The organism is Shewanella surugensis (assembly GCF_023284005.1).
GTDB classification, from domain to species: Bacteria; Pseudomonadota; Gammaproteobacteria; order Enterobacterales; family Shewanellaceae; genus Shewanella; species Shewanella surugensis.
The window spans coordinates 1-23884 of the sequence record NZ_JAKIKS010000059.1; the positions used below are offsets into that span (position 1 = coordinate 1).

A 23884-nucleotide genomic window follows, 5' to 3' on the forward strand; every position below is an offset into this window, starting at 1 on the left:
ATCATTTTTAGTCATTGCGATGTTCCTTTTGTTAATTGTTGATCGGCCAAGATCAATTAACAGGTTACATCGCAATGCTTTATCCTCATACACCAGAAACGACTATAGCTCCCTGATTACTCACAACACCGCAATCATTAAAGAGTTAATGGTCATTCACTTTTAGTTAAATATCGCTATGATTAATCAGTTATATTATTAATTGTGTCCAATCTAGCCGCTCTCTTTTTATACTCAAACTTCAAAAAGAGTTGTTCGGTGAAGGTATCCTCTATCAGATAGCTGTTACAGAAAAGACCAAAAGCAGTTCACTTGATGAGTCTTTTATTACCGCTCTTATGATTGCTTTGAAGATAATGATAGAAAGCATATTGTTTAATGCTATATGCGAACAAAGGAATGATGCACTGTTTTAATATCACAGCTAATACAATATGCAGTGTTTAATCTCATCGAAGCCATTTGCTGTGAACCGAAATGTCATTCGACATTTATAGCTAAATAATCTGAATCTCGGTCAAATAGTAACCAATAAAGGGTGAGCGATTAATAGAGAGTGGAAGGGGACATTAATCTTCTCTTGAAAAAGCCCTTTATAGGCAAAAAAATAGCTAAATGAAACCCGCTTTAGATGTTTATTTATGCGTTCTCAGTGAATATTTAGAGTGAACGGGGTGTAAATAACTTTTTTATGACTATTTATGCGCTAAACGCCCATAGAATACGCTTGTCTAATTCCCTTTTTCTAATCTTTATGCATTAAAAGGCAAGGTCTGATGAATAGAGCTTGCGAAAAACTGGCATTTTGATCACATTTTAGCTAATAATGTGCTTATTGTAATACAAGTCACCGCGTAGGCCCCATGTTTTATAGGGGATATGAAGCGGCTACGAGCGGTTTTTACCGTTATAACTAGAAAGGATCAGAAGCAATGAGCATTGACATTAATTTAACAAGAGCCCAATTTGATGAAGTCATGGTGCCTAATTATGCGCCTTCGGCTATTATTCCTGTTCGCGGAGACGGTAGCCGTGTATGGGATCAAACAGGGAAAGAATTTATCGATTTTGCTGGCGGTATTGCGGTGAACTGTCTAGGACATTGTCATCCTGCATTAGTGGGCGCGTTAACAACCCAAGGTGAAAAATTATGGCACCTATCTAACGTGATGACCAATGAGCCTGCACTGGAGTTAGCCACTAAACTGGTTAATGCGACTTTTGCTGATCGTGTTTATTTTGCTAACTCTGGTGCAGAGGCCAATGAAGCGGCACTGAAACTGGCGCGTCGTTTTGCGTTAGAAACCGTTGGTGCAGAAAAAGATCAAATTATTGCGTTTGATAAAGCCTTCCATGGTCGTACTTTCTTTACTGTGAGCGTGGGTGGTCAAGCGGCTTATTCTGATGGATTTGGTCCTAAACCTGAAAGTATTTCTCATGTGCCTTTTAATGATATCGCGGCATTTGAAGCCATTATTTCAGATAAAACCTGTGCCGTGATGATGGAACCCTTACAAGGCGAAGGCGGCATTATCGATGCTGATCCTGAGTTTTTAATCGCAGTGCGTGCGTTATGTGATAAGCACAATGCATTATTGATTTTTGATGAAGTACAAACCGGTGTTGGCCGTACGGGCGAGCTTTATGCTTATATGTCAACGGATGTCGTACCGGACATTTTAACCACGGCAAAAGCACTCGGTGGCGGTTTCCCGATCGCGGCTATGCTCACAACAGCAACGATTGCTGCACATCTTAAAATTGGAACGCATGGTTCCACTTATGGCGGTAATCCATTAGCGTGCGCTGTGGGGAACGCGGTATTAGATGTCGTGAATACCCCTGAAGTGTTAGCGGGCGTGAAACAGCGTGAGCAACTTTTCCGTGATGGATTGAACAAGATTAATGAGAAGTATGATGTGTTCAGCGAAGTCCGCGGCAAAGGATTACTTATTGGCGGAGTGATGAATGAGAAATTTGCGGGTCGTTCACGTGACTTCCTTGTTGCATCAGCGCAAGAAGGATTGATGTGCTTGATTGCGGGCGCGAATGTTGTGCGTTTTACGCCTTCATTGGTGATCCCTCATGCCGATATAGAAGAAGGGCTAGTGCGTTTTGAACGTGCTGTAGCTAAGGTTTTCGCCGCATAAAACGGATCGAAAGGAGCCTTATCGTTAAGATTAAGGCTCTATCGTTTTGGCTGCAGGCATTCTTGGTTGAGAAACAATTCGCGCTTTTATGAGGCTAGGAAGGAGTTGACAGCCAAGTTATAGTGAGGAGACATCATAGATGTTAATAATACGTCCCATTCGATCGAGTGATTATCAAGCACTGCATCGTATTGCAGAGGAGTCAGGTCATGGCTTTACCTCTTTACCCGTCAATGAAGCATTACTCAAAAGCAAAATTGCGCGAGTAACGGCCTCTTTTCAAAAAGAGGTTGAAAGACCTTTTGATGAAGGCTATTTAATGGTGCTTGAAGATACTGAGACGCAAGAAGTGGTCGGTACTTGTGGGCTAGAAGCCGCCGTGGGAATGGAAGATGCCTTTTACCATTACCGTTTAGGTACCGAAGTGTATCACTCTAAACAGATTGATGTGCGTAATGAGGCTGAAACCTTAACCCTTTGCCACGACTATACGGGTGCGGCCGAGCTGTGTACCTTGTTTTTGCGTGATAACTACCGTAAAAATAATAATGGCCGTATGTTATCGCGTAGCCGTTTCTTATTTTTGGCTCAACATGCCCATCGTTTCGGTGATACGGTGATTGCCGAAATGCGTGGTGAAAGCGATGATAATGGCCATTCACCTTTCTATGGTTGGTTACAGAAAAACTTTTTAGGCATCGACTTTGTTGAAGCCGATTATCTTTCAGGTTTAGGGAAAAAAGCCTTCATGGCTGAAATGATGCCAAAACATACCGTTTATGTGTGTTTATTGCCAGAAGAGGCGCAAAAAGTAATTGGGGAAGTGCATACCAATACTCGTCCGGCTTTGAACTTACTTGAGGCGGAAGGCTTCAGGTGGCGTGGTTATGTCGATATTTTTGATGGTGGACCCACGGTTGAATGTAATTTAAATGATATTCGCTCTGTGAGAGAGAGTCGTTTATTAACCGTGACGATTGACGATATGCCCGAGGCGGCATCTAAGTACATTATCTCCAATACATTATTGAGTGATTATCGTGCGACGTCAGCCCTTTTACAGGTAAGTGAAGATAACGATGATGTGATCTTATCACCAGAGTTAGCTGCAGCGCTGTTTGTTGAGCCAGGGCAGCAAATTCGTATTTTGGCATTGTAGGAAATGAAAATGACACAATTTATTCAAGGACAGTGGGTTGCAGGTCTTGGTCACGAAGTGACTTCAATCAACCCAGCAAATCAAGAGATTATTTGGCGTGGACAAACCGCAACACCTGAGCAAGTAGATAGTGCCGTGATGGCCGCGCGTGAAGCGCAATTTGATTGGTTTATGCTAGGTCTTGATGCGCGTTTAGCCATTATTGAAGCATACCGTGGGCAACTTGAAGCCAATAAAGCGGCATTAGCTGAAGTGATCGCACAAGAAACCGGTAAGCCACAATGGGAGACCGCAACGGAAGCAGGCGCCATGATTGGTAAGATTGCGTTATCGGTTGCCGCTTACCATAAGCGTACTGGATCGTCTGAAAATGACACCCCAGCAGGACGTGCAGTATTACGTCATAAGCCTCATGGTGTGGTGGCGGTATTTGGTCCTTATAATTTCCCTGGACATTTACCTAACGGCCATATTGTACCTGCGTTAATTGCCGGTAACGCCGTGGTGTTTAAACCGTCTGAGTTAACACCCAAAGTGGCTGAGTTTATGCTAAAACTTTGGCAACAAGCAGGATTACCTCAAGGGGTGCTTAACTTGGTTCAAGGTGAAGTAGAAACCGGCAAAGCGCTTGCCTCGCATACTCAAATAGACGGCTTGTTCTTTACCGGTAGTTCACGTACCGGTCATATATTACATCAACAAAATGCGGGCGATCCGGGTAAAATTTTGGCGCTTGAAATGGGGGGCAATAATCCGCTTATTATTAAAGATGTTAATGACACTAAAGCTGCAGTACACGATATCATTCAATCGGCTTATATTTCATCGGGTCAACGTTGTACTTGTGCGCGTCGTTTGTACGTACAAAAAGGTGAGCAAGGCGATGCATTACTTGTGCAACTGGCCAGTGCGGTTAAGCAAATTCAAGTGGGGGCTTGGAATGCGCAGCCTCAGCCTTTCATGGGATCGATGATCTCTGAAACCGCCGCTAAAGGCATGGTTGCAGCGCAACAATCCTTGATTGATTTAGGCGCCAGCAGTTTAGTTGAATTAACGCATATTGAAGCGGGTACGGGTTTGGTTTCACCTGGATTGATCGATGTGTCTGGTGTGATGGCTTTACCGGATGAAGAGTATTTTGGCCCATTATTACAAGTGGTGCGTTATACCGATTTTGATGAAGCGATCAAATTGGCGAATAATACCCGCTATGGTTTATCAGCGGGACTGTTGAGCGATAGCCGTGAAGATTATGATTACTTCCTTGCGCGTATTCGTGCCGGTATTGTTAACTGGAATAAGCAAATTACTGGCGCTTCGGGCTCGGCCCCTTTCGGCGGCGTCGGTGCATCGGGTAACCATAGAGCCAGTGCGTTTTATGCGGCGGACTATTGTGCTTATCCTGTGGCTTCAGTTGAAGCCGATGTGGTGAGCTTACCAGCAAAATTAAGCCCTGGCTTAACGCTATAATTTAACAATAAATCAGGCCGTAAATGATACTGTATCAATAAAAACGAGGTAAATTTACGGTCAGGTTTTCGCTTTTCGTGTATTTTTATTGAAGGTAATTTTATTTTCTTCGATGAGCTAAAGGAGTAAGTAATGCACACTAATGTCAACACCCTGTTTGATGCGCTTTGGCAAGACTATATCAAAATGACCCCGTCTGCGGCGAAGGTACATGCGTTATTGTCTCAGGGTGAGTCGATCATCAATGATCATATCGCGCTACGGACTTTCAATATTGCTAAAGTCAATCTAGATGTGCTGGCGGCTCATTTTGAGTCATTGGGTTATGTTGCTTGTGGTGATTATAATTTTGCAGCTAAAAAACTGATCGCCAAACACTTTGAGCATCCAGATAGTACTCAACCTAAAGTGTTTATTTCAGAGTTATTGGTTGAAGAGTTCAGCCCTGAATTACAGCAGATCGTCACCGGTTTTATCGATGCAATGGATGCCAGCGTTGTCACTGCGGATAACTTCTTGTATTCGGGTCGCCATTGGGTGCTTGATTCCAAGACTTATGCAGCGCTATTAGCGGAAAGTGAGTATGCTGCATGGGTGGCCGCTTTTGGTTATCGTGCGAATCACTTTACGGTGTCGATTAATCATTTACCTGACTATGACAATATTCTGGAAGTGAATCAGGCATTAAAACAAGCTGGATTTGTATTGAATGCCGTTGGCGGAGAAGTCAAAGGATCGCCTGAGGTCTTACTCGAACAGTCATCAACGATGGCAGATAAAATCAACATGGACTTTAGTGACACAAAAGTTGAAATCCCCAGTTGTTTTTATGAGTTTGCATTGCGCTATAACATGCCAAATGGCGAAGTGTATACTGGATTTGTGGCGGCGTCAGCCGACAAAATCTTTGAAAGTACCAATGTCAATTAATTTTTGGAATTAAGCTGCTAACCAAGAAGCCACTCTACAGAGTGGCTTCTTGGTTTTTAATGTGGCCGATTTTTATCGAAATAGCGGATGTTAATCGATATCTGACAGTAAGGCGGGATCGGTCACTAACATCCTGACTCCATGGGCTTTGACTTCTTGAAAGACATTACCTTGACACCACTTACCTAAACTCTTTATATTCAGCTTTTCACACAGTGGGCGGATACTCCATGTTACCTGTTTATTAGAGCATTGCTGATTATCATAATCTGTGCCCGTAACAGAGCCTAAAAATACAATAGGCTGACCCGTATCTAAAGGCAATGATTTGGTTTGATAGTAATCACTTTTATTCTCGACATCATAGGTGAATTGATTAAAGCTGGGCGCACCGTCATCATTGACTAGCGTGAACACTTGAGCTTCGACACGTAAATCAGGATTAACGCAAGTGGGAGTTGAGCAAGCGCCCAGTCCGACACCGGGTTTAACATTACAAGATGAGTATACCCAATGGAACTCTACGGTATTCCCGGGAATGAGTCCGTCACACATGTTGCCGGGTACCGGCATGCTTTCAGCATAATTAAGTTTTTTACTGATCTTGCATTCAAAGCCACCTCCAACGCCATTTTTATCGCCTTTGCCCGCATAAATATTAAAGGCTTTGGCTTTATGCTCTGCATTATAGTGAAAGTGCATATTACACAAATTCATCTGGGTGAAAGGGGGGGCGATACCAAAGACACTGGTATTTTCGCCTTCACCGAGTTGTAGATTCCTAGGGGCTTGTGGACCGAATCCTTCGCAAATAAGGTCATGATCAATGGCGGCCATCGATTGACTCAAGAATACGAAGCCAAGCAGTAAAGTCGTGAGGTAAAGTCCCTTTATGATTAAGCGCATAGTTAAATCCTTTTACTGGATGAGCCGTTAATACTAAGTATAGTGAACAAGTAACTTGAACATGATTTTTTTAACCATTTGTTTCTTAAATATAAAATAATCTTGTAGTTGCTCCGACTCTTTATTTGAAAAACCGATTAAAGCGATAGGTTTTATCCGTTATATTTAATTTACTTGTTGTTCTATTATTCTTGCATCGAAACCAATCCCAGACTTTATTTTCGCATTTACGGAGCAAGATATGTATCAATCAATTATTAATACTCAAGTTCAACCTTTCTCAGCAACGGCTTTTCACAAAGGTGATTTTCACCCAGTGACAGAGCAAGATTTATTAGGCAAGTGGTCGGTTGTTTTCTTTTACCCAGCTGACTTTACTTTTGTTTGTCCAACTGAATTAGGTGACTTAGCCGATCATTATCAAAAGCTGCAAGACATGGGTGTTGAAATTTACTCCGTTTCAACAGATACGCATTTTACCCATAAAGCTTGGCATGACAGCTCTGATACGATCAACAAAATTCAATATCCAATGATAGGCGATCCAACGGGAAAAATTAGCCGCAATTTTGGTGTAATGATTGAAGAAGATGGTTTAGCACTTCGCGGTAGCTTCGTGATTAATCCAGAAGGTCAAATTAAAATCGCTGAAATTCATGACTTGGGTATTGGCCGTAGTGCAGTTGAACTCATTCGCAAAATTCAAGCGGCGCAATATGTTGCGACTCATGATGGTGAAGTGTGCCCTGCTGCTTGGCAGCCAGGTGAAGAGACGCTTTCCCCTTCATTAGACTTAGTCGGTAAAATCTAATTCATTGTATTGGATGAGACGGACTGTTTAATGAAACCTGCTGTTTTATGAGGTTTACTCAATAGACCGGACCCATTAATCCCCCTGACTAATGGGTCTGCTTTATTTTTTATTTTCTGTATTTATTTTTAATTTAGTTCACTCGTTCGTGATTGTTTCTTTCTTTTAAAGTATTAGCGATTCATTTATTTTTCTGGCTCAGGAGTCATTATGTTAGATACGAATTTGAAAACTCAACTGAAAACCTATTTACAAAACCTTAAGCGTCCAGTTGAACTTGTCGTATCGGCAGATGATACGACAAAAGCGCGGGAGTTAGCCGTGCTGGCTGATGAGATTGTCCAATTATCAGATTTGGTCAGTCTCACAACTCAAATGGGTGAGCGAACGCCTTCAATGAAGATCACTAGCCCTTCACAATCAGCCCAAGCACAAACCAGTATCACTTTTGCGGGGGTGCCAATGGGGCATGAGTTCACCTCTTTAGTGTTAGCGCTATTACATACAGGTGGACATCCGATAAAATTAGCGCCTGAGCTTATTGAACAAATCAGTGCGCTGACAGGTGAATATCGATTTGAGACGTATGTGTCGTTGAGTTGCCAAACCTGTCCTGAGGTGGTGCAAGCATTCAATATGATGGCGGCGATTAATCCTAATATTCACCATGTGATGATTGACGGTGCTTTATTTCAAGAAGAAGTGGATGAGCGCAATATCATGGCGGTGCCTTCGGTGTATTTAAACGGTGAGCCTTTTGCTGTGGGGCGCGTCACTGTAGTGGACATTTTAAATAAAATTGATGTCAATGCCCAAAGCCGACAAGCGGAAAAACTCAATGAGAAAGAGCCTTTTGAAGTCTTAGTGGTCGGCGGTGGTCCTGCGGGGGCATCGGCAGCCATTTATGCGGCACGAAAAGGATTACGAACCGGCATCGTCGCCGATAAATTTGGCGGTCAAGTGGCCGAGACGGTGGGTATTGAAAACTTTATCTCAGTAAAGGCCACACAAGGGCCTAAGTTAGTGGCAAACCTTGAAGCCCATGTTCATGACTATGAAGTGGATATAATGGATAATCAGCGCGCGTTGTCATTAAAATCGGGCAAGTTATTTGAGCTTAAACTGGAAAGTGGCGCCGTGATAAAAAGCCGTACGGTATTACTGGCGACTGGAGCACGCTGGCGTGAAATGAAGGTGCCCGGTGAGCAAGAGTATCGCGGTAAAGGTGTGGCGTATTGCCCACATTGTGATGGCCCGCTGTTTAAAGGTAAGCGCGTAGCGGTGATCGGTGGTGGTAATTCAGGTATCGAAGCGGCAATCGATTTGGCCAATATTGTAGAACATGTCACCGTACTCGAGTTTGATGCCATTCTCAGGGCCGATGACGTATTGCAGAAAAAAGCCCGCTCTATGGGGAATATCGACATTATTACCCAAGCCATGACCACCGACGTCACCGGCGATGGCCAGCGGGTCAATGGGTTAGATTATACCGACAGAGCCACCAATGAAACCCATCATGTTGCACTTGCCGGTATTTTTGTGCAAATAGGCTTAGTGCCTAATAGTGAGTGGTTAACAGGCATCGTGGATGTCACCCCAAGAGGCGAGATTATCGTCGATGGCAAAGGGCAAACATCCATACCGGGCGTGTTCGCCGCAGGTGATGTGACTAATTCGGCTTACAAACAAATTATTATTGCCATGGGCAGTGGCGCGACAGCCTCTTTAGGCGCCTTTGATCACCTGATCCGAAGTGACGTTGATGACACCGATGACAGCAACGTTGCTGAAGAGAGTAAAGCGCATAAAGCGGCATAGCGTGAAAGTATCGATTGCAAAGAGATAAATGAAAAAGAGCCGACATGATTGTCGGCTCTTTTTTTGTCCAGTGTTTACCCGTATTCAAGTCGCTAAGGCCTTGCTATCCATTTATCTCTATATAGGGTTACTTATTGATTCACTATTTTGTTCATTTTTTGAGGAGCATGTGATTTGGGATTATCTTCGATTGGCAGGTTTAACCTGCCTTTTTTGTTAAGCATCTGATAGCTAAATGATGGTAATAAGTAAATCAATAGCTTGAATAATGTACTTAATGTTCTGTATATTAGTGAAGCGATTAAAAACGACAATCAAACTAAAAAGTTAATGCCATGCATGAATCGCTAACGAGTTCGAATGCGATGTTGGCAGCCATGTGTATAGCGGTCTATTTAACTGTTTATTTATAAGAAGAAAGCAAGGAAAACAATCATGATAATGGATATGCCACCCAGTATAGAGTCCGATGTGTTTCAAGCCTTACAACAATCCACCGAAGTCGTGAGCGTGACCCCTTCGACGAATGCACTAAACCCCGCCGATTTATTGGTGCGCCTGCACAATACTCAAACGAGTGCTCAAGCCAATAGCCAATCTTTCCATCATCAAGTCAGCCAAGTACTGTCAGAAGCCATCGCCCTCGGCCCCTTGAGCGTGAGTCTTCCAGCGCCTACACCGATGACGGGTGGTGGTGGGAATAATCCTATTGAAAAGGTGAATTTTGCCTTATTGAATGGTGAAGGTTGGATACCGCCGTTACCGTTGGGTAGTGGTGGGAGTGGACAACCTGGCTCTAGTAATATCAATCTCGCCTTATTAGAGGGTGAAGCTGGCTGGTTGCCACCAGTACCGATGACGGGTGGTGGTTCTAGTAAGCCTAGCAATGATGTTAGTTTTGCCTTATTGAATGGTGAGGAAGGATGGGTACCGCCGTTACCTATGGGTGGTGGTGGGACAACTCAACCTAGTAATGATGTTAGCTCTTTTGTTGTGATGAGCTAGGAGATCAGCATGGATGTATTCGTTGTTGTGCTTATTGGCCTCGGCCTGATCAGCTCGGGAGTAATTTATTTTGCCAATAAAAAACCCTGGTTGTGGTTAGGAACCTTTGCTGTAAGTGGTTTATTGGCGTTAATCTTAATTATTTCAGTTTTCTTTAGAGAGTTATATTGGTTAGGCAATATTGGTTTAGTCTTGGGGTTAGGTATGAGTGTACTCATGTGCCGTCATTTGCCTAATTGGGCTTACTTGCTGATGTTCCCAACAGCGATGAAGTTAGTGGATACGTTGTGGCTGAATGACTATTTACTCACTCAAGTGCCCAGTTGGGGCTTTTATTTTAGTTATATAGGTTATGACGTATTAGTGATGGCCTTGATTTGGTATCGCGGCCCCATTGCTAAGGCGTTAAGGCTAAAGGTGCATTATCAGCGCTTTGCTCAAGAGTATTTGTTGTTGGGCGTGTATGGCTTAGCGGTGATGACTAATTTAATGACGGGCATAGAAGATTTAGTGCGTAAGGATGTGTTGGGCAATGTTTTTGTCGACTTTAATCCTATATTTTTCTATGACATATATGAGTATATACGTTTACCAATTAGTATTTTAGAAATGGTGCTATTAGTGGGTATGGGCTATGTGGCTGTAAAGGCGGGGACGTCGAAACGATTAACAGGAGCAGGGATGTGACGGAACTGGAAAATATACGCACAAGTTTTGATTTGACTGAAACACAGTTGGCCGAAATCATGAGTGTGAGTGAGGCTGATATACAGCAATGGCAAGAGGGTGATAGCCAGCCGAGTATGGGTAAGATTTTTAAATTACTGGGTTTTATTGCTAAAAATTATGGTCGTTATTTTCATCATGATGCGCTGGGGGAATATCGACGCGGCAGTGATGATGAGTCGGGGTACCCTCAAATTAATCCTGATTGCGACGAAAATGCGCCTACGCCTGAGCTGAGCCAAGAAGACAATGAAAAGATGCGTAGTCGGTTGAATCAAGTGACGTCGGCCACCAATGTCTTGCTATTGATGACGGATGAAAAAGAGCTGCACCATGGTACCTTGAGTTTGATGTCAGATGCGTTATTAGATATGAAACATATTTTAAAAACTTAATGCGATGAGTACAGCGTTACTGACATAAAAAAGTGGGGCAGATTGCCCCACTTTTTTTGTTTGAAATTGAGGGACTTCAGTGACTCAGTGGCCGAGTACCGCAGCAATCAACTCTTGGATTTCTTTCATTTGTTCGGCATTGATGTCTTGAATATCCACTTTGATGGCGGTGGCGTACTCTTCGACTTTGACTTGACCGTCACACAAGTTTCGAATGATGGGTTTAGGCTTACTGATTTTGGCTGGTTTCGATGAGTTGCCCTGCAGTGCTAAGCAATCATTAATCAGCTTATTGCTAATTTGATTGGGGCTTAAGTCTTGGATATTGCTCAGTGTGACATGGTATCAATGCCATCAGGCTGCCTTGCGGCTAGTACGACAAAACCGTTACTAAGGAGCAATTCCCCCGAGTATTTTATCCATAACCCAACTGGTGTGAAGCGCAGATTTACCGTCACTGGGATGCTTGATGCGATTAATTAACTGCTCTTTCATATTAAGTACATGATAAAGTTGGATAGGGTTTGGGTTGGCAATAAAGATGTCTTCCTGCCGTTGGGCGGTACTTAATGTGATACTTGCTTCTTCAAACACCGAGAAACTGATTGTGCCTGAGGATCCCAAAATATCCACTTTATCTTGCTTATGGTGGCAAGAAAAATTCCAATAGCCACAGCCGGTAATATTATTAGAATGGGACCAGCATGCGCTAACGGCATCGAAGGCGCTATAAAGTCCTTGTTGGTTGAAGCCCATCCCTTCCACTTGTATAAAATCACCGAGAAGATAAGCGAATAAGTTGAGCCCGTGGCAAGCGAGATCATCAAAGTAGCCACCGGGGGCGATGTTTTTATCTGTACGCCATTGGGATTGACCTGAGCTGTCGACACTGTTGGGCGGGCGAGAAAGTTGCCATTGAATGTGACGGATCTCGCCAACCTCTCCTGCATCAATTAGGCTCTTTATTTTATTGAATCTAGGCAAAGAGCGGCGATAGTAGGCCACAAATAGCGGGGTATTAGTGTGTTCAAAGGCTTGGTAAATACTTAAGCTATCTTGATAATTAACCGCTAAAGGTTTTTCAATACAGCAAGGTTTTCCTGCTGTTGCAACTTGTAACCCATAAAATTTATGGGTATCAGGTGGTGTGGCAATATAGATAGCATCAATATCATCATTAAAAATAATACTATCAGCTTGAGTATAGTGATTTTTGATGTTATGCCGCGCGGCATAATCTTGGGCTTTGTGTTTATCTCGTCTCATGACGGCTGAGAGTTCAAAGTGTTCGGTATGTTGGTAGGCTGGGCCACTTTTAACCTCAGTGACGTCGCCACAGCCGATGATCCCCCAGCGTATTGATGTACTAGGTCTATGTGTTTTCATTGGTGCTCCTAATACAACACCATACTCAAATAGCCTAAGATGAGCACTATCATGGATGTGAGGGCATAAGGGACAGGATAGCCAATGGCAGGTATGTCACTTTGGCAAATATCTTGGGCCCCTTTCATTGCGGGAGTGCTGTTACGGGCGCCTGCGCAGGCGCCCGCTAGAATTGCGGGATTCATCTTGCGAAAGTAGAGTCCATATAACCAAGCCAGTAGCGGAGGTAATAGCGCGGCAATCAAGCCTAGAAAGGCAATTTTTATGACGACGGTACCTTGAAAAGAGTCCAAAATTTTAGGCCCGACGCTGGTGGCTAAAACGGCCACAAATAAACTTAAGCCGATATCTTGCAAGAAACTACGGGCACCTTCACTCATGGGGCCGCCAAAGGCGGGGTTACGGGTGCGAAAAAATGAAAAAATAATCCCCGTTAGCATACAGCCTGCTGATGTACCTAGAGCAAAGGGAATACCCGAGATATTGACACTTAGGTGACCACAAATGTAGCCGATTAATAGGGACAAAGCCAAATAAAAGGTCTCGGTGATGGTGCTTTCAACGATCGGTGTACTGTTGAGTTTTTTGGCCGCTTGCTTAACGCACCAGTCGGATCCTGCGACGCGGATCACATCGCCCATTTCAATTTGAGTTTGAGGCAAAATGGGTAATGGATGCCCTTGCCTAAATAAGGCCTTGAGGTAAAGCCCAAAGCCTATTTTTTGGCTTAATTGTTCGATGTTATAACCAATATAGTCGGACTTTCCTAGGTGAAGATCGGCCACTTCAATGTCAACATTGCGCACTCTTGGCTCATCGACTTCGGTTCCTATATGACTTTCACCCCCTTCAATGAGCATATGATATTGCCCACGGACTCCAATGATATCCCCAAGCTGTAATTTAGGATTGTCTGCTGCCGTAATGATTTTATTATCTCTCATTATTCTCAATACCGTGGCCTGAGGATAACGGTGATAGAGACTGTCAGGGCTTTGGTTGACTAATTCTTGATGCTCGACACGATAGGCGCGAATATCCAGTGGTAATACCCCAAGGCTTGAAAAACCGGCGGTACTGGGTAAGGCTTCATTATCTTTACCTGCGCCAAAATTGCTTTCAGCTTCTCTCCCCGCTTTAACGGGATCCCTGCCAAATAATGAAGGTAAATATTTAATTAACAATATGATAAAGACACTTGAGAGGATGTAGCTGATGGCATATCCTGCGGCTATATTGGCACTGACTTGATCGAGCGTGATGTCATTGGGCGCTTTAAAAGCGCCAGAGGTAATCGCTGATTGAGCCACTCCCATAACAGCGGTCACAGTGTAGCTGCCTGAAATAATACCCGCAGCGTAACCGGGGGCGAGGTTGAATAGTTTTGCGCCAAAAAAGACAATGAGAAAATTACTAAAAACCACAATGAGACCGATAACGACAAAATCCATGCCGCCACGGGCGAGCCCTGAAAAAAACTGCGGCCCCACTTTCATCCCGATGGCATACATAAACATCATCAGAAAAATATCAGAGATGAGTCCTGGTGCATCGATGGTTAACCCGTAAAATGAAAAGGCGCCCAGTGCAATCAGTACGCTAACGAGCAGTGTGCCAGCAGTAGCGCCTAAATTGATCCCCTTAATGCTGACTTTACCCAGTGGATAACCCAGACTAATAGCGAGGAATAAAAACACAAAAGGATTATTGGCGATATAGTGAAATATAAAAGCAATCATATGGCTCTACCATCCAGTGTTAGCTCAGCGTGCAATGTGGATAATGCACAGTATGGCCAATGGATCATTTTTTGTGAAATGTGTCGGCTTTAATTGTGATCGCAGGACGTTATACCAACCCTATTGAATAGGATGGGTATTATTCTAATATCACTTCATGGCGATAAGGGATAGCAGCTTGAGCGCCGTGGCGAGTCACTGTGATCCCTGCGGCTTGATTGGCAAAACGAATGGCTTGATGTAAGTGTAAGCCTTCAGCGAGCCCGACCATCAAGCCTCCGTTAAAGGTATCGCCTGCGGCAACCGTATCAATGGCCGTGACGGTCGGGGTTGGAATAAGCTGGCCTGTCTTTTTTTCACTGGCATTGGCAGCTTGCTCACTCACATAAGCCCCTTGGCTGCCCAGTGTGATGATGACACACTTTATGCCAGCGAGGTGTAACACGTCGGCAGCTTGTTGCGCGCTATGGTTATCGATGACGTCAATACCAGTTAATTTATAGGCTTCAGTTTCGTTTGGCGTGATAATATCCACCAAAGCAAGCAGTTTTGCACTCAGTTTTATCGCGGGCGCAGGGTTGAGTATGGTGTGGCATTGATGTTTCTTAGCCAATACTAAGGCTTGCTGGACCGTTTCTATCGGGGTTTCTAATTGCACTAGCAAGTGATTAGCCTTTGAAAATAAGGCTTCTTGTTTGATTAGCATATGAGGTAACAAACAGGCATTGGCGCCCGCATTGACGGCGATACAATTTTCCCCTTGATTATCGATAAAAATCATTGCACTGCCGGTATTTTCATTGTCGATAAAGGAGAGGGCATCGAGTGTTAATCCCTCTTTTTTCCAAGATGTACACATGGTTTGTGCTGTGGGATCTTTGCCTAATGCACTGATAAAATGAACGTCCGTTGCGCCAAGACATAAACGCGCGCTGGCGACGGCTTGATTAGCCCCTTTGCCGCCAAATTGGACTCGATAGTCTTGCGTTATACGGGTTTCTCCTGCTTTGGGGAGCTGCTCAACTCGCATAACATGATCGATATTACTGCTGCCTAAGATCAGAAGTGTCGTCATTTATAGTAACTCTTTATGGTTAATGATTTTCTAGGTGTATCTTATTGTGCTGAAGATACAAGTGCTATTCAAATGACAATTAAATTGAGGCGTCTTTAGTTGTCGGCTCGATTTCAGTCATCATTAGGGACGAGAAAAATCATCGATTGATTGTTAGCCTTTAGTCGATACTTTATAATGCCGCGAAATCATATATGTATAAGTGTATAAAATGATTTATAGAAGAATAATAGAGGCGTATTCTATTCATTCTCGTTTTTTATGTAACGTTAACGTCGAATATTGATTTTATAAAATAAAAATCAATCAATGTTAGGTGGTAACTGTCAGTTTTTAAGGTGCCGAATGTCGTTTATTATAGAACATTTGGATAATCGGGAAGTCTGTGAAAGTCAGGCACTGCCCCCGCAACGGTAAAGATGAATAAGCGAGCTTGATGAGCATTTTACTATGCCATTAACCATGATGCTTTTGATTCAAGTCCGGAGACCGGCCTTAAAGATGATTTCGATGATTTCGGTGGGCAGATCTCGAGATGCGATAAGATAATAAAATAATAATAGTTTTAGTTACTCAGAGATGTGTTTTGTGATGAGCTCTGTCATGAGGGCCTATTGATAAATGAGTGATGAGAACGGGATGCCATTTTATTGCTCTTAGCGTGACAATTTGCTCCGTTTATCCTTTGGGAGAAAAAGGTAAATGGGAATACAAGTAACAAAGCTGGCGCAATGTGTGGGCCAAAAATATATACACCCATCTATGTTAGCGCTGACATTATTGTCTTCAGCCTTATCTTCAATACTGCTATCTCCAACGGCGTTTGCAGCCGAGAATAGCACTGAAGAGACCGCATCGAGCGAGAAGCAAGTTAAGCAAACACCGTTGGCCTATCCAACAGAAAGTAATATCGATGAGGTGATCACGGTGATTGGTCGTGTTGATACTACCCCATTAAATATCGCTGCTAATGTGAATGTTATTGACAGTGTGGATATTGCCTTGAGTGGGGCTACCACGTTAACGGATGTATTACGGGGCCAAAGCGGCATTCAAATTACCGACAGTAATAGTGGTCCGGTATTTTCGATGCGGGGCTTTAGTGGCAGCCAAGCCAGCAATAATACGCTTATTTTAATGGATGGTCGTCGGCTCAATAATATTGATATTGCCGCGCCAAGTGTGGGCGCTATTCCGTTAAATCAGGTGGAAAGAGTGGAGATTTTATCCGGTAGTGCGGGCGTGTTATATGGCGATCAGGCTGTGGGGGGAGTGATTAATATTATTACCCGTTCGCCTGACGATACTGGCGGTAATGTTCAACTCTTGGCGGGGAATTACGGTACCTATGAAGGCCGAGCCGACGTGTCGGCTAAAATTAACGATGAGTGGAGCGTTTATTTAGCGGGCAGTCAAAATGAAAGTGATAACTACCGCAAACATAATAGTAATAATACCGGATCGATTTTAGGCCGCTTGCAATATCAAACAGCAAGTGATGATTTTTTTGTCGAAACCAGTTATTACGATAATAAGCAAGATTTACCCGGCGCGTTAACAGCCACTGAATACCAAGATGATCCTCGTCAAGTGGGTAGCAGCCAAGGTGAGCAGCACGAAATGACCAGTGCGAGTCGCAGTGGTTACCGTCATCAACTCAATAGCACCTGGGCATTGTCAACGGATGTGACTTACACAGATTCGTTAATTAACGCCAGTTCGACCTCTGTTTATGGCACCAGTATTTTAAGAAATGAGCGTTCTTTATTAGAGTTGCAACCTAAAGTGACGGCGAGTTTCCCTAACGGGAAAGGGAATATCAATCTTATCTCGGGTATCGATTACAACTTAGGCAATGCTAAATTTACAGGCACTTATATCAACCGAGAAGATAAGCAAAACATGGCTAGCGTGTATAGCCAAGTCACTGTGCCGTTAACCTCATCTGTGAGTCTAGTTACGGGTGGCCGTTACGCTCATGTCAAAGATGATTTAACCGATAATTCGGTTTACCCCGATGGCGTGGATCTTAATAATGAGGCCACCGCCTTTGAGCTAGGCGTCAACTATCGTCCCAGCAGCGCACATCGGTTTTATCTTCGAGGTGAGAGTAATTTTCGCTTCGCTAAAGTTGATGAGCAAGCCTATACCTCAGCGGGGGTGTATGGTTTAAAACCGCAAACGGGTGAGTCTGTTGAGGCGGGCTGGGATTGGATCACCGCATACAATACTATTAGAGTGAATCTGTATCGCCTCGACTTAGAAGATGAAATAGTGTTTGACTCGTCAGCCGACTCGCCCAGTGGTGGCTTTTTCCCCGGCGCCAATGTGAATGCCGATGCATCGAGGCGTTATGGCTTAAGCCTTGATTGGGATTGGCAAGTGGCATCGATATGGCAAGTCGGTCTTGATTATAGTTATATCGACGCTGAATTTACCCATGGCGAGAACAAAGGCAAAGCGCTGTCTTGGGTGGCAAAACATTCAGGAAGAGCCTTTACCAGTGTCGATCTGACAGATGATTTACAAGCGTTTGTTGAAGCTGTGTATACAGGTAGACAATATTTAGATGGCGATAATAGCAACAGTGGTCCAAAACTCAGCAGTTATACACTGACCAATATTGCGCTTAACTATAACCTTAATGATTGGTTAGCCAGTATTCGCGTGGATAACTTGTTTAATCAAAAGTATGTCAGCGCAGGTTATTATAGTTATGGAACAGGGTATTACTATTCTGGTACTGAAAGAATGTTGACCGTGTCGGCCAGTTATCGGTTTTAGTTAGTCATTTTCGATAAAATAAGCCCCCAAATATTTGGGGGCAAAACACAGCAGAACTCAATCAAATGAGACTGACGGTAACAACGACATTTTAAAAGGTGTAATGTAACCCTAGGCTAAATTGTGACAGTGTCGTATCAAGCTTACCTTCATCATAATCTGAATAGACATGATTATTTTCCAAATCGACTTTGGTGTAGTCATAGCCCAAGCGAAGGGTAAGGTGTGTGTTAATAGATACATCCATACCTGCGCCTAAGATGTAACCCCAGCCATCATAGCTATCAGACACACTGCTGTTCGACATATAATAAAGCGTATCGTTATCATAATAATAATAGCTATCAGTCAGTGTGGTATGGGTATTGACGGTCATTTTTGTGTAGCTGATCCCCGCTTTGGCAAATACAGATAAGGTATCATTGAGCTGCCAATTAAATTTGGGGGTTAAATTTACACTTGTTGCTGAATGTTTAGTTTTTTTATTAGTAGAAATAGTATCAAGAGATCCATCTTCATATATATTTATGTAGACATTTTCATTTATATTATAATCTTCATTAATATTATAATCAGCCGTTTTCGAGATTTTTCCTTCTAAAGCAAACCAGTTTGTAAATTGATAACCCATGTATAAGCCATAGCTGTTCGCATGTTCATTGATTGGGGTTTTGGCAATTTTTAATTGAGTGGCACCAAATTCGGCACCGAGATAAAAGCCTTCGGTGCTTGCGGCTGCGGAATTGATGTTGCCGGTAGCCAACATTAAGGCAGCGATAGTGAATTTTTTCATAGTTGTTTAGTCAATTACTTCAATGTTAAATCATTTAAGGCGGCGGAGGTTAACATTATAAATTTACAATTCAAACACTATATACACTAAAGTATTAATATGTAACGCATTAATGAGGGGGTGTTTGAGCTATCAATATTAATGATAATTGTGATAGAGAGATTTTTTCATCAAAATGAAAAAATGGTCGCTTTAGGCTGTTAGTGGTTACTTTGCGATCAATTTTATCACTTATGTTAAATGAGTCTAAAGTGATTGGGATTTATACCCATAAGCATGCAATGTATAAATTGGCGTTTATGATTGAATTTTAATGGTAATAATAATGAGTTTGAATGGTAAATTTGTATTTAAATCCTATTTTTAGCCCCTAAAGTAGGTGAAACTTGTTAAGCTAGATAAGATTAGGCGTGATCCATGTTAGTACAGGGTTTATTAATGTGGCAACGTCGTTGTTAAATAATATTAAAAATAAGAAGGTTTAAAACTTCAGATGACAGATCTTGAGCAGCAGGTATTTACTCAAGTACATGCAATTATTGGCAATGAAGAGCAAGTAATTGGACGTAGAGGGATCCTAATTCCTTTAAAAAAAGCCATTATCGCAGAGAGCGATGTACGCAATGTGATTGATATTGTGTCATCCGATCCTGCTTTATCGGCACATTTATTATGGCGCAGTCACTGTGCCGATTGTGTGGGGTTTGGGACTCACCGAAATCGTTCTCTAAAAGATGCCTTAGTGCGTTTAGGGCAGATTAATATTTATCGTTATGCTTTTAGTTTTTATTTAAAAGAGCGATTAGATGAATTGGCTGAACCTTATAAAAAATTGGTACAAGGTTATTGGACCTTGACGGAAGATATTGCGGCGGAGGCGTTGGATAGCTTACAACGCTTTAAAGGTAAAGGTATTAATCCTGATGAAGTTCAAACATTAGCGTTATTCAGCGTGTTTGGTGAAATCATCGTATTGAGTGCATTTGCTTATTTAAACGATAATGCGCTTAAGCCTTATCCATTAGGGGTATTAAAATCTTTGATTGATAATCACCAACAAACTTTGACGCTACAAGCTTTTGCGGCGTTAGGGTTAGATGATGATTTACGGGATGAGTTTATGATTGCGCATAACTTACAAAAAGCCACAGAGCCTTACTCTGCGGGTATGATTTTGCAAACCATTTTAGAAAAACGGAATTTGTTACTCAACCCCAAGATTAAATAGTGTTCACACGTCTTTTTAACATCGACCTCTGCTTCAATGAGAGGTCGATATTTTGTCTCTATCAGTTTTTTCTATTTTCTATTTATTGTTTATTTATTAGCGCCTTCCTTTGCTACTAAATTTAACCAATCTTGGGCCAGTCGGCTATTCGCATTGTGAGGACGATATGCGCCGAATAAAGGTCTTTTGAGCCCTTCTTTTCCGAGTGTGATACTGGTTAAGCTTAAACCGTGAGCTTCTTTTATAGACCAAGAGGGTAATGCCGCTATGCCATCTTTACACGCAATGCGTTGTAGTAGCATCATAGTGAGATCGCAATGAATTTGGGGACCGGGTTTAATGCCAGCAGGCTCCAGAAAATGGCGGTAAATATCCATTCTCTGGATAGGAACAGGATAACTTAGGATAGGAAGTCCGGTTAATTGTGCAGGAGATACAAAAGGCTCATTCGCCAAAGGATGATCGTTTGCGATGACAAGTTTTACTTCAAAATCAAATAGATGTTGATAGGTAATAGATTGAGCTGGAACTGGATCTGAAGTGAGGACAACATCTAAATCCCCCGCTTCTAACGCATTGAGTGAGTCAAATAAGTGTCGACTCGATAAGTCTAAATTAGCCTGAGAATGATGCTCTCTAAATTGTGCCATTACTGGCATTAACCATCGAAAACAACTGTGGCATTCAATACCGACTCGCAATTGATGATTTTCGTCATCTAATCCTTGTTTTAATTCATGTTCTGTTTCCATTACCTTAGGCAAAATATCGTTGGCGAGTTGCAGTAGTCTTACGCCTTCGGGCGTAAAGGTTAATGGTTTACTTTTACGGACAAAAATGGCTGAGCTGATCCGAGTTTCAAGTTCTTTGATTTGATGAGACAAGGCCGATTGAGTCACAAAACGTTTGGCTGCAGCTCCTGCTAAACTACCCGTTTCTTTTAGGGCGATTAATGTGCGTAGGTGTCTAAGCTCTATCATTTTCTCTCCACATGAATATTACTCATGTTGCTCTTGAAATCAATTCGATTGCGATGAATGAGACTATCACAATACACTTCTAGACGTCCAGACGCCTGTATTAACTATTTGTCATGAAATAGCAAACGGTGTGTTTAATCCAGAATGAAGCTTATTGAAATAAAGGGTATTGTATGCAAATAGCGAGCTTAGGTTTTCCTCGAATTGGTCGTCATCGTGAACTTAAGTTTGCGTTAGAAAAGTATTGGCGTGGTGAGATAACACAAGCAGAGCTTTCAGACGTAGCGAGTGATTTGCGTCGTACGCATTGGCAGTGGCAGGCCGATGCGGGCGTAGAGTTTCTACCTGTTGGTGATTTTGCTTATTACGATCAAGTGTTGACACTCAGTGCGACGTTAAATGCGATTCCTGATCGTCATCGCGGTGAAGGTCAAATAGACATTGATACCTTGTTTAGAGTGGGCCGTGGTCGAGCGCCGTCAGGGACGAACGCCCCCGCAGCTGAAATGACGAAATACTTCAATACGAATTATCATTATATCGTGCCTGAACTTAAACCTGAGCAGACCTTTGACATTGCTTATAATCAATTTTTTGATGAAATTGAAGAAGTGAAGGCGCTAGGCTTTAAAGCCAAACCGGTTATTTTAGGCCCGGTATCATTCTTATACCTTGCAAAAACAGTGGAAGCTGAATTTGATAAATTGACTTTGTTGCCCTCGTTATTAACAGCGTATACGGCTTTGTTAACGTGTTTTAATGAACAAGGGGTCGAATGGGTACAGCTTGACGAACCTATTTTGGCTTTAGAGCTAACAAGTGATTGGCAGCAAGCTATTACGGATACTTATCAAGCATTGGATGCCGCACCGACAAAAACTTTGCTGGCCAGCTATTATGGCAGTATTGAGCATCATCTTGACTTAGTGACTGATCTACCTGTAGCGGGTCTTCACCTTGATTTGGTTACTGCACCCGAACAATTAGCGGCATTTGCTGAGAAAGTAAACACTGACACCGTGCTGTCGTTAGGCGTGATCAATGGTCGTAATGTTTGGGCGGCAGAACTTGATACCCTTGCCAAGCGTATTTCAAGTGTGGTGCATGATCGTCAAGATAACGTTTGGATTGCGCCTTCTTGCAGCTTATTACACAGTCCCGTCGATTTAGAAGTGGAAACGGAGCTTGCACCAGAGCTTAAAACACAACTGGCATTTGCTAAACAAAAGTTGACTGAGTTATCTCAGCTAAAGACATTACTCGATGATAGGCAGTCACCGCTTGCAGAGGCCATCGTTGCTCATTGTGCCCTACGTCGTCATGCCAGAGCAAAAGCGGCAGATCAATCGGTGATCGATAGAGTTGCAGCATTAGCTCAACAAGATTATGAAAGACAGAATGAGTTTGTAAAACGTCAAGCAGTACAGCAAGATAAATATCGCTTACCCTTATTTCCTATAACGACCATAGGATCGTTTCCTCAAACGCCTGCTATTCGGGGTTTACGTAGCCGCTGGCGTAAAGGTGAAATCACCGAAGCGACGTATACTGAGCAACTCCAACAAGTGACAAAAGATACCATTGAACGTCAACTTAAACTCGGTATTGATGTTTTAGTCCACGGTGAAGCTGAACGTAATGACATGGTGGAATACTTTGGCGAACAACTTGAAGGTGTCGGCTTTACGCAATTTGGTTGGGTACAAAGTTATGGTTCTCGCTGCGTTAAACCGCCGCTTATTTATGGTGATGTGAGCCGCCCTAAAGCAATGACCGTAGAATGGGCTACTTATGCGCAGAGTTTAACGGAAAAGCCGGTTAAAGGAATGCTGACGGGACCTGTTACCATCTTACATTGGTCTTTTGCTCGCGAAGATATTAGTCGTGATGAAATAGCGACCCAAATAGGCTTAGCTATCCGTGATGAAGTGGTTGATTTGCAAAATGCGGGTATTGGCATTATTCAAATTGATGAGCCCGCTTTTCGTGAAGGGCTGCCTTTGAAGAAAAGTGACTGGCAGCATTATCTTGATTGGGCCGTTAATGCTTTTAAGTTAAGTGCCGCTGGTGTGACTGATGCAACGCAGATCCATACGCATATGTGTTATAGCGAATTTAATGAGACGATTGCTGCGATAGCGGCTATGGATGCCGATGTTATCACCATTGAAACGTCACGCTCTCGTATGGGCTTACTGAAAGCTTTTGAAGATTTTAATTATCCTAATGAAATCGGTCCAGGTGTTTATGATATTCATTCGCCTAATATTCCCAGTGTGGATGAAATGGTGACGTTAATTGAAAAAGCCGCTAGAAAAATCCCTGTGCGTCAATTATGGGTTAACCCTGATTGCGGATTAAAAACACGGACATGGGATGAAGTTGAGCCCGCTTTACGTAACTTAGTGACCGCAACAAAAGAGCTAAGACGCAAGTTAGGTTGATGCATATTGTCAATTGACTGATTACCTTCCCCTAAAAGCTAGCGTGTATTCGCTAGCTTTCTTATATGCTACTTTATCCTCT

19 protein-coding genes and 1 riboswitch are annotated in these 23884 nt (G+C 42.8%); of the genes, 12 read left to right on the plus strand and 7 right to left on the minus strand.

Annotated elements, in window-relative coordinates:
* Window positions 1–932: 932 nt before the first annotated feature.
* The 4 genes from L2764_RS14925 (at window position 933) to L2764_RS14940 (ending at window position 5709) form a co-directional block, all read left to right on the plus strand.
* A complete protein-coding gene (locus tag L2764_RS14925; RefSeq protein WP_248941048.1) occupies window positions 933–2150 on the plus strand; it encodes an aspartate aminotransferase family protein in 1218 nt (405 codons plus the stop codon).
* Window positions 2151–2289: 139 nt separating this feature from the next.
* Window positions 2290–3309: an arginine N-succinyltransferase gene (astA, locus tag L2764_RS14930; RefSeq protein WP_248941049.1), complete on the plus strand. Its 1020-nt coding sequence runs from the start codon at window positions 2290–2292 to the stop codon at window positions 3307–3309.
* 9 nt (window positions 3310–3318) lie between these two features.
* Entirely contained in the window at window positions 3319–4779 is a 1461-nt protein-coding gene (astD, locus tag L2764_RS14935) for a succinylglutamate-semialdehyde dehydrogenase (RefSeq protein WP_248941051.1), read from the plus strand.
* Window positions 4780–4911: 132 nt separating this feature from the next.
* Window positions 4912–5709: a DUF1338 domain-containing protein gene (locus L2764_RS14940; RefSeq protein WP_248941052.1), complete on the plus strand. Its 798-nt coding sequence runs from the start codon at window positions 4912–4914 to the stop codon at window positions 5707–5709.
* Window positions 5710–5799: 90 nt separating this feature from the next.
* Here L2764_RS14940 and L2764_RS14945 read toward each other — a convergent pair whose 3' ends face one another.
* Window positions 5800–6615, minus strand: coding sequence for a delta-class carbonic anhydrase (locus L2764_RS14945; RefSeq protein ID WP_248941054.1), 816 nt, complete (start codon window positions 6613–6615; stop codon window positions 5800–5802).
* 241 nt (window positions 6616–6856) lie between these two features.
* On the opposite strand from L2764_RS14945, the gene ahpC reads away from it, so the two are divergent.
* From ahpC to L2764_RS14970, 5 genes are all read left to right on the plus strand, one after another.
* Window positions 6857–7426: an alkyl hydroperoxide reductase subunit C gene (ahpC, locus tag L2764_RS14950; RefSeq protein ID WP_248941055.1), complete on the plus strand. Its 570-nt coding sequence runs from the start codon at window positions 6857–6859 to the stop codon at window positions 7424–7426.
* Between the two features lie 210 nt (window positions 7427–7636).
* Window positions 7637–9247, plus strand: coding sequence for an alkyl hydroperoxide reductase subunit F (ahpF, locus tag L2764_RS14955; protein ID WP_248941056.1), 1611 nt, complete (start codon window positions 7637–7639; stop codon window positions 9245–9247).
* A 435-nt stretch (window positions 9248–9682) separates the two neighbouring features.
* A complete protein-coding gene (locus tag L2764_RS14960; protein ID WP_248941057.1) occupies window positions 9683–10252 on the plus strand; it encodes a hypothetical protein in 570 nt (189 codons plus the stop codon).
* Between the two features lie 9 nt (window positions 10253–10261).
* Window positions 10262–10939: a hypothetical protein gene (locus L2764_RS14965; protein WP_248941058.1), complete on the plus strand. Its 678-nt coding sequence runs from the start codon at window positions 10262–10264 to the stop codon at window positions 10937–10939.
* Window positions 10936–11373 (plus strand): helix-turn-helix domain-containing protein, encoded by a 438-nt coding sequence (locus tag L2764_RS14970; protein WP_248941060.1) that lies wholly within the window; start codon window positions 10936–10938, stop codon window positions 11371–11373. The genes L2764_RS14965 and L2764_RS14970 overlap by 4 nt, the downstream gene beginning before the upstream one ends.
* An 84-nt stretch (window positions 11374–11457) precedes the next feature.
* Here L2764_RS14970 and L2764_RS27790 read toward each other — a convergent pair whose 3' ends face one another.
* From L2764_RS27790 to rbsK, 4 genes are all read right to left on the minus strand, one after another.
* A complete protein-coding gene (locus tag L2764_RS27790) occupies window positions 11458–11580 on the minus strand; it encodes a hypothetical protein (protein WP_283107027.1) in 123 nt (40 codons plus the stop codon).
* Window positions 11581–11763: 183 nt separating this feature from the next.
* Window positions 11764–12759 (minus strand): Gfo/Idh/MocA family protein, encoded by a 996-nt coding sequence (locus tag L2764_RS14975; protein WP_248941061.1) that lies wholly within the window; start codon window positions 12757–12759, stop codon window positions 11764–11766.
* 8 nt (window positions 12760–12767) lie between these two features.
* Window positions 12768–14498, minus strand: coding sequence for an aspartate:alanine exchanger family transporter (locus L2764_RS14980; protein ID WP_248941062.1), 1731 nt, complete (start codon window positions 14496–14498; stop codon window positions 12768–12770).
* Between the two features lie 139 nt (window positions 14499–14637).
* The gene (gene rbsK / locus L2764_RS14985) at window positions 14638–15573 is read right to left on the minus strand and encodes a ribokinase (RefSeq protein WP_248941063.1); all 936 of its coding nucleotides are present in this window, start codon (window positions 15571–15573) and stop codon (window positions 14638–14640) included.
* 319 nt (window positions 15574–15892) lie between these two features.
* Window positions 15893–16085: riboswitch (cobalamin riboswitch) on the plus strand.
* Window positions 16086–16275: 190 nt separating this feature from the next.
* Between rbsK and L2764_RS14990 the strand changes: the two genes are divergently transcribed.
* Window positions 16276–18357, plus strand: a complete 2082-nt coding sequence (locus L2764_RS14990) for a TonB-dependent receptor (RefSeq protein ID WP_248941065.1) — start codon at window positions 16276–16278, stop codon at window positions 18355–18357.
* Between the two features lie 91 nt (window positions 18358–18448).
* On the opposite strand, the gene L2764_RS14995 is transcribed toward L2764_RS14990, so the two are convergent.
* On the minus strand, window positions 18449–19150 hold the full coding sequence (locus L2764_RS14995; protein ID WP_248941066.1) for an outer membrane beta-barrel protein: 702 nt from the start codon (window positions 19148–19150) through the stop codon (window positions 18449–18451).
* Between the two features lie 493 nt (window positions 19151–19643).
* On the opposite strand from L2764_RS14995, the gene L2764_RS15000 reads away from it, so the two are divergent.
* Window positions 19644–20378, plus strand: a complete 735-nt coding sequence (locus L2764_RS15000) for an HDOD domain-containing protein (RefSeq protein ID WP_248941068.1) — start codon at window positions 19644–19646, stop codon at window positions 20376–20378.
* Between the two features lie 89 nt (window positions 20379–20467).
* On the opposite strand, the gene L2764_RS15005 is transcribed toward L2764_RS15000, so the two are convergent.
* Complete coding sequence (locus L2764_RS15005) at window positions 20468–21358, minus strand: LysR substrate-binding domain-containing protein (protein ID WP_248941069.1); 891 nt, start codon at window positions 21356–21358, stop codon at window positions 20468–20470.
* A gap of 173 nt (window positions 21359–21531) precedes the next feature.
* Here L2764_RS15005 and metE point away from each other — a divergent pair, with 173 nt between their 5' ends.
* The gene (gene metE / locus L2764_RS15010; protein WP_248941071.1) at window positions 21532–23802 is read left to right on the plus strand and encodes a 5-methyltetrahydropteroyltriglutamate--homocysteine S-methyltransferase; all 2271 of its coding nucleotides are present in this window, start codon (window positions 21532–21534) and stop codon (window positions 23800–23802) included.
* Window positions 23803–23884: the final 82 nt, after the last annotated feature.